The organism is Neorhizobium vignae (genome assembly GCF_000732195.1).
Classification (GTDB): Bacteria; Pseudomonadota; Alphaproteobacteria; order Rhizobiales; family Rhizobiaceae; genus Neorhizobium; species Neorhizobium vignae.
In genome coordinates this window covers 222,857-228,856 of record NZ_JNNU01000012.1, presented here as the reverse complement: position 1 = coordinate 228,856, position 6,000 = coordinate 222,857, and the positions used below count along the sequence as shown (strand labels likewise).

Sequence of the window (6,000 nt, the reverse complement as noted above, 5' to 3'; positions counted from 1 at the left end):
TCGTCGCCTCGATCATCGAGTAAGTTTTAACGCAAGCGGCCCTGGCCGCTTGCGTATGACACAAAAATGTAGCAAATGGCGCGCGAGCGTGATTTGCCGTCTGCTTCGGGTTCGAGGCGGGCAATGAACAAACAAGGTGGGCCAAAGGCCCGAAGACTGGAAAGGGACGCCGTATTTCGGTGTCCCCTTCGATCTTTGAAACCGGTGGTCCGCCTTAAGGTAAGAGAACAACCCGTGCCCTATTGGGTTGGCACGTGGATAAACAGACAACAAGGATAACGTCGAATGAACGGCCAAAATATCCGCATTCGCCTGAAGGCGTTCGATCACCGCATTCTCGACGCGTCGACGCGCGAGATCGTGTCGACGGCGAAGCGCACCGGCGCAAGCGTCCGGGGCCCCGTTCCGCTTCCGACCCGCATCGAGAAGTTTACGGTTAACCGGTCCCCCCACATCGACAAGAAGAGCCGCGAGCAGTTCGAGATGCGCACGCATAAGCGCCTTCTCGATATCGTTGACCCGACACCGCAGACGGTGGACGCGCTGATGAAGCTCGACCTCGCCGCTGGTGTCGATGTTGAGATCAAGCTCTGAGACGTCTGTCTCGGGCTGAGTGAGAAGGATTGAACCGATGCGTTCAGGTGTAATTGCACAGAAGGTGGGAATGACGCGCGTCTACAACGACGCAGGCGAGCATGTCCCTGTAACCGTATTGCGGTTGGAAAACTGCCAGGTCGTGGCTCAGCGCACCGTAGACAAGAATGGCTACACTGCCGTTCAGTTGGGTGCCGGCACTGCCAAGGTGAAGAACACGACCAAGGCGCTGCGCGGCCATTTCGCCGTTGCCGAAGTCGAGCCGAAGGCGAAGCTCGTCGAGTTTCGCGTTTCCGAAGACAATCTGATCGACGTCGGCACCGAGCTGACGGCTGGTCACTTCACGGCGGGTCAGCTGGTGGACGTCACCGGTACCTCGATCGGTAAGGGTTTCGCCGGCGCCATGAAGCGCCATAACTTCGGTGGTCTCCGCGCCACGCACGGTGTGTCCGTTTCGCACCGTTCGCATGGTTCGACTGGTAACAACCAGGATCCGGGCAAGGTCTGGAAGGGCAAGCGCATGGCTGGTCACATGGGCCAGACGCGTATCACCACCCAGAACCTCGAAGTCGTTTCCACCGACGAGAACCGTGGCCTGATCCTCGTCAAGGGTGCCGTTCCCGGCTCCAAGGGCGCTTGGATCGTCGTTCGCGATGCCGTCAAGTCGGCCGCGAAGTAAGGGAGCCAAGCACATGGAATTTAACGTCAAGACCCTCGAGGGAAAAGACGCCGGCAAGGTAGCCCTGTCGGACGAGATTTTCGGCCTCGATCCCCGCGAAGACATTCTGGCCCGTATGGTTCGTTGGCAGCTCGCCAAGAAGCAGCAGGGCACGCACAAGACCAAGGGTCGTGCTGAAGTCTCCCGCACCGGCGCCAAGATGTACAAGCAGAAGGGTACGGGCCGCGCTCGTCACCATTCGGCTCGCGCTCCGCAGTTCCGCGGCGGCGGCAAGGCTCACGGCCCGGTCGTTCGCAGCCACGAGCATGACCTTCCGAAGAAGGTCCGCGCCCTGGCTCTCCGTCACGCCCTCTCTGCAAAGATGAAGGCTGAAGACATCATCATCGTCGACAACCTGGTTGCCGCCGAAGCAAAGACCAAGGCGCTTGCCGGTTCGTTCGCTTCGCTCGGCCTCACCAACGTGTTGTTCATCGGCGGCGTTGAGCTCGACAGCAACTTCAAGCTCGCAGCCCAGAACATCCCGAACGTCGACGTTCTGCCTGTTCAGGGCATCAATGTTTACGACATCCTGCGTCGCGGCAAGCTGGTGCTTTCCAAGGCGGCCGTGGAAGCTCTAGAGGAGCGTTTCAAGTGACCGACATTCGCCACTATGATGTGATCGTATCTCCCTCGATCACCGAAAAGTCGACCATGGCATCTGAACAGAACCAGGTCGTCTTCAACGTTGCCAAGACTGCTTCCAAGCCGGAAATCAAGGCTGCCGTAGAGGCGCTGTTCGGTGTGAAGGTCACGGCCGTCAACACGCTTGTCCGCAAGGGCAAGGTGAAGCGGTTCCGCGGCTTCATCGGCAAGCAGAAGGACGTCAAGAAGGCTGTCGTCACCCTGGCCGAAGGTCAGACGATCGACGTCTCCACCGGTCTCTGAGGTATAAGATAATGGCATTGAAAAGCTACAACCCGACGACCCCGAGCCAGCGTCAGCTGGTCATCGTCGACCGGTCCGGCCTCTGGAAGGGTAAGCCCGTCAAGAAGCTCACCGAGGGTCTCTCCAAGAGCGGCGGTCGCAACAACTACGGCCGCATCACCGCCCGCTTTATTGGCGGCGGTCACAAGCGGACCTATCGCCTGATCGACTTCAAGCGTCGCAAGTTCGACGTCGAAGGCACGGTCGAGCGTCTGGAATACGACCCGAACCGTACGGCCTTCATCGCTCTCGTCACCTATACCGACGGCGAGCAGGCCTACATCCTGGCTCCGCAGCGTCTCGCTGCCGGCGACAAGGTGATCGCGTCCGAAAAGGCCGTCGACGTAAAGCCCGGCAACACCATGCCGCTGCAGTACATCCCGGTCGGTTCGATCGTGCACAACGTCGAAATGAAGCCGGGCAAGGGTGGCCAGATGGCTCGCTCCGCCGGCACCTACGTTCAGCTCGTCGGCCGCGATGCCGGCATGGCGATCCTGCGCCTCAACTCCGGCGAACAGCGCCTCGTACCGGGCTCCTGCCTGGCTTCGATCGGTGCGGTTTCCAACCCGGATCACGGCAACATCAACGACGGCAAGGCCGGTCGTACCGTCTGGCGCGGCAAGCGTCCGCATAACCGCGGCGTCGTCATGAACCCGGTCGACCATCCGCACGGCGGTGGTGAAGGCCGCACCTCGGGTGGCCGTCATCCGGTCAGCCCCTGGGGCAAGCCGACCAAGGGCAAGCGCACACGTTCGAACAAGTCCACGGACAAGTTCATCATGCGTTCGCGCCACCAGCGCAAGAAGTAAGAGAGGAAGTCACTAATGGCTCGTTCAGTATGGAAAGGTCCGTTTGTTGACGGCTATCTTCTCAAGAAGGCTGAGAAGGTGCGCGAAGGCGGACGGAGTGAAGTAATCAAGATGTGGACCCGCCGGTCCACCATCCTGCCGCAGTTCGTTGGCTTGACGTTCGGCGTCTACAACGGCAGCAAGCACATTCCGGTCAGCGTCAACGAAGACATGGTCGGACACAAGTTCGGTGAATTCGCTCCCACCCGTACCTATTACGGTCACGGCGCGGACAAGAAGGCGAAGAGGAAGTAATCATGGCGAAGGCTAAGACCGAACGCCGGCTGAAGGATAACGAGGCGCAGGCAGTTGCGCGTACGCTCCGCGTCAGCCCCCAGAAGCTGAACCTCGTTGCCGCCATGATCCGCGGCAAGAAGGTGGAACGCGCGCTTGCAGAACTCGAATTCTCGCGCAAGCGCATCGCCGGTACGGTGAAGAAGACCCTCGAGTCTGCAATCGCCAATGCCGAAAACAACCATGACCTCGACGTCGACGCGTTGATCGTTTCGGAAGCCTATGTAGGCAAGTCGATCGTGATGAAGCGCTTCCACGCTCGCGGCCGCGGCCGTGCATCGCGGATCGAGAAGCCTTTCTCGCATCTGACGATCGTCGTCCGCGAAGTCGAGGAAAAAGGGGAGGCTGCATAATGGGCCAGAAAATTAATCCGATCGGTTTCCGCCTCGGCATTAACCGCACTTGGGACAGCCGTTGGTTCGCCGACAACGCGGAATACGGTCAGCTCCTCCATGAGGACCTGAAGATCCGCGCCTACCTGATGTCGGAACTGAAGCAGGCCGGTATCGCCAAGGTGGTCATCGAGCGTCCGCACAAGAAGTGCCGCGTCACGATCCACTCGGCTCGTCCGGGCCTGATCATCGGCAAGAAGGGCGCTGACATCGAGAAGCTTCGCAAGAAGATCGCGACGATGACCAATTCGGAAACGCATCTCAACATCGTTGAAGTGCGCAAGCCGGAAATCGACTCGACGCTCGTCGCCCAGTCGATCGCCCAGCAGCTCGAGCGTCGCGTGGCCTTCCGCCGTGCGATGAAGCGTGCCGTTCAGTCGGCCATGCGTCTCGGCGCCGAAGGCATCAAGATCACCTGCGCCGGCCGTCTCGGCGGTGCTGAAATCGCCCGTACCGAATGGTACCGCGAAGGTCGCGTTCCGCTTCATACGCTGCGTGCAGACATCGACTACGGTACGGCGGAAGCCGAAACCGCATTCGGCATCTGCGGCATCAAGGTCTGGATCTTCAAGGGCGAAATCCTTGAGCACGATCCGATGGCTTCTGAACGTCGCGCCATGGAAGGTGATGCCCAGGGTCCCGCAAGCCGCGAACGCGGCGATCGTGGTGACCGTGGCGATCGCCGCCGCGAAAACGCTTGATCAACGCTGGCGAAAGATAAGCTCGGAGAAGTAAGAAAATGTTGCAGCCAAAGCGTACCAAGTACCGCAAGCAGTTCAAGGGTCGCATCAAGGGTGTGGCCAAGGGCGGCTTCGACCTGGCCTTCGGTGAATTTGGTCTGAAGTCCCAGGAACCCAACCGCGTCAACGCCCGCGAGATCGAAGCGGCCCGCCGCGCGATCACCCGCGCGATGAAGCGCGCCGGCCGTGTCTGGATCCGCGTGTTCCCGGACGTTCCGGTCACCGCAAAGCCGACCGAAGTCCGCATGGGTAAGGGTAAGGGCGGCGTCGAATACTGGGCCTGCAAGGTCAAGCCCGGTCGCATGATGTTCGAGATCGACGGTGTTTCCGAGGAGCTCGCCCGCGAGGCGCTTCGTCTCGGTGCTGCCAAGCTCTCGGTCAAGACGCGCTTCGTACAGCGCATCGCAGAGTAAGGAGCAAGGCACATGAAAGCCGAAGACGTTCGCGGCCTCACGGCCGATCAGCTCAAGGACAAGCTCGCCGACCTGAAGAAAGAGCAGTTCAACCTGCGCTTCCAGAAGGCAACCGGCCAGCTCGAGAAGTCCTCGCGCATCACCGAAGTCCGCAAGGACATCGCCCGCGTGAAAACCATTGCCCGCCAGAAGGCGGCAGAAGCCAAGGCCTAAGGAAAAATAATATGCCGAAACGCATTCTGCAGGGCGTCGTAGTTTCCGACAAGAACGAGAAGACCGTTGTTGTCCGGGTCGAGCGCCGCTTCGCGCATCCGCTGCTTCAGAAGACGGTCCGCCGTTCCAAGAAGTACAAGGCGCATGACGAGAACAACCAGTACAAGGTAGGTGACGTCGTTTCCATCGAGGAATGCGCGCCGATCTCCAAGGACAAGACCTGGACGGTCGTTTCCGCCCAGGCTTAATTTGCTTCGGATTGCGTCTGGGCCTTGCGCCCGGCGCAGAATCCTGTAAGAAGCACCCCACTGGCGTAGGACGCTCGGAAACGAGCGTTCTTTTGCTTTGAGCGCAGGGAAGGTCCTTTTTAAGGAAACCACCTTGGCAAGACCCCACCCGCGCACAACGAGATTCTGTCCATAAGCCGAAACGGGGCGTTTTTAACGCCCGGTCGTTTCGGTCATTAAAAAAAGGCGACCTGACATGATTCAGATGCAAACAAACCTCGACGTGGCGGATAATTCCGGCGCACGTCGTGTCATGTGCATCAAGGTGCTGGGCGGCTCCAAGCGCAAGTACGCTTCCATCGGCGACATCATTGTCGTTTCGATCAAGGAAGCCATTCCGCGCGGCCGCGTCAAGAAGGGTGACGTGATGAAGGCGGTTGTAGTGCGTACCGCCAAGGACATCCGTCGTCCGGACGGCAGCGTCATCCGCTTCGACAACAACGCAGCGGTCCTCATCGACAACAAGAAAGAGCCGATCGGCACCCGTATCTTCGGACCGGTTCCGCGCGAACTTCGCGCCAAGAACCACATGAAGATCATCTCGCTGGCTCCGGAAGTACTGTAAGGAGCTCATGCG

12 protein-coding genes are annotated in these 6,000 nt (G+C 59.8%); all 12 read left to right on the top strand.

What is annotated here, in order from left to right:
* Positions 1-285 precede the first annotated feature (285 nt).
* The 12 genes from rpsJ to rplN all read left to right on the top strand — a co-directional run bounded on the left by rpsJ (position 286) and on the right by rplN (position 5,988).
* Positions 286-594 carry a 30S ribosomal protein S10 gene (rpsJ, locus tag GQ59_RS21285; protein ID WP_003547547.1) on the top strand — a complete coding sequence of 103 codons (309 nt, stop codon included), beginning with the start codon at positions 286-288 and terminating at the stop codon, positions 592-594.
* Positions 595-631: 37 nt separating this feature from the next.
* A complete protein-coding gene (rplC, locus tag GQ59_RS21280) occupies positions 632-1,273 on the top strand; it encodes a 50S ribosomal protein L3 (RefSeq protein WP_037084734.1) in 642 nt (213 codons plus the stop codon).
* 13 nt (positions 1,274-1,286) lie between these two features.
* Positions 1,287-1,907, top strand: a complete 621-nt coding sequence (rplD, locus tag GQ59_RS21275; RefSeq protein ID WP_037084733.1) for a 50S ribosomal protein L4 — start codon at positions 1,287-1,289, stop codon at positions 1,905-1,907.
* Complete coding sequence (locus GQ59_RS21270) at positions 1,904-2,197, top strand: 50S ribosomal protein L23 (RefSeq protein ID WP_037084732.1); 294 nt, start codon at positions 1,904-1,906, stop codon at positions 2,195-2,197. Before rplD ends, GQ59_RS21270 begins: the two co-directional genes overlap by 4 nt.
* Positions 2,198-2,208: 11 nt before the next feature.
* Positions 2,209-3,045: a 50S ribosomal protein L2 gene (gene rplB / locus GQ59_RS21265; protein ID WP_037084730.1), complete on the top strand. Its 837-nt coding sequence runs from the start codon at positions 2,209-2,211 to the stop codon at positions 3,043-3,045.
* A gap of 15 nt (positions 3,046-3,060) precedes the next feature.
* Entirely contained in the window at positions 3,061-3,339 is a 279-nt protein-coding gene (gene rpsS, locus GQ59_RS21260) for a 30S ribosomal protein S19 (RefSeq protein ID WP_007770151.1), read from the top strand.
* Positions 3,340-3,341: 2 nt separating this feature from the next.
* On the top strand, positions 3,342-3,731 hold the full coding sequence (gene rplV / locus GQ59_RS21255; RefSeq protein WP_007770149.1) for a 50S ribosomal protein L22: 390 nt from the start codon (positions 3,342-3,344) through the stop codon (positions 3,729-3,731).
* Positions 3,731-4,471, top strand: a complete 741-nt coding sequence (gene rpsC / locus GQ59_RS21250; RefSeq protein WP_007770147.1) for a 30S ribosomal protein S3 — start codon at positions 3,731-3,733, stop codon at positions 4,469-4,471. Before rplV ends, rpsC begins: the two co-directional genes overlap by 1 nt.
* Positions 4,472-4,509: 38 nt before the next feature.
* Complete coding sequence (gene rplP, locus GQ59_RS21245; protein ID WP_007770145.1) at positions 4,510-4,923, top strand: 50S ribosomal protein L16; 414 nt, start codon at positions 4,510-4,512, stop codon at positions 4,921-4,923.
* Between the two features lie 12 nt (positions 4,924-4,935).
* Complete coding sequence (gene rpmC / locus GQ59_RS21240; RefSeq protein ID WP_007770142.1) at positions 4,936-5,136, top strand: 50S ribosomal protein L29; 201 nt, start codon at positions 4,936-4,938, stop codon at positions 5,134-5,136.
* 11 nt (positions 5,137-5,147) lie between these two features.
* Positions 5,148-5,384 carry a 30S ribosomal protein S17 gene (gene rpsQ / locus GQ59_RS21235; protein WP_037084728.1) on the top strand — a complete coding sequence of 79 codons (237 nt, stop codon included), beginning with the start codon at positions 5,148-5,150 and terminating at the stop codon, positions 5,382-5,384.
* 235 nt (positions 5,385-5,619) lie between these two features.
* Positions 5,620-5,988, top strand: a complete 369-nt coding sequence (gene rplN, locus GQ59_RS21230) for a 50S ribosomal protein L14 (RefSeq protein WP_007770138.1) — start codon at positions 5,620-5,622, stop codon at positions 5,986-5,988.
* Positions 5,989-6,000: the final 12 nt, after the last annotated feature.

Excerpts from the sequence above, each read along its gene's own strand:
- rpsJ (WP_003547547.1), top strand. The coding sequence starts at position 286 with ATGAACGGCCAAAATATCCGCATTCGCCTGAAGGCGTTCGATCACCGC.
- rplC (WP_037084734.1), top strand. The coding sequence starts at position 632 with ATGCGTTCAGGTGTAATTGCACAGAAGGTGGGAATGACGCGCGTCTAC.
- rplD (WP_037084733.1), top strand. The coding sequence starts at position 1,287 with ATGGAATTTAACGTCAAGACCCTCGAGGGAAAAGACGCCGGCAAGGTA.
- rplB (WP_037084730.1), top strand. The coding sequence starts at position 2,209 with ATGGCATTGAAAAGCTACAACCCGACGACCCCGAGCCAGCGTCAGCTG.
- rpsS (WP_007770151.1), top strand. The coding sequence starts at position 3,061 with ATGGCTCGTTCAGTATGGAAAGGTCCGTTTGTTGACGGCTATCTTCTC.
- rplV (WP_007770149.1), top strand. The coding sequence starts at position 3,342 with ATGGCGAAGGCTAAGACCGAACGCCGGCTGAAGGATAACGAGGCGCAG.
- rpsC (WP_007770147.1), top strand. The coding sequence starts at position 3,731 with ATGGGCCAGAAAATTAATCCGATCGGTTTCCGCCTCGGCATTAACCGC.
- rplP (WP_007770145.1), top strand. The coding sequence starts at position 4,510 with ATGTTGCAGCCAAAGCGTACCAAGTACCGCAAGCAGTTCAAGGGTCGC.
- rpmC (WP_007770142.1), top strand. The coding sequence starts at position 4,936 with ATGAAAGCCGAAGACGTTCGCGGCCTCACGGCCGATCAGCTCAAGGAC.
- rpsQ (WP_037084728.1), top strand. The coding sequence starts at position 5,148 with ATGCCGAAACGCATTCTGCAGGGCGTCGTAGTTTCCGACAAGAACGAG.
- rplN (WP_007770138.1), top strand. The coding sequence starts at position 5,620 with ATGATTCAGATGCAAACAAACCTCGACGTGGCGGATAATTCCGGCGCA.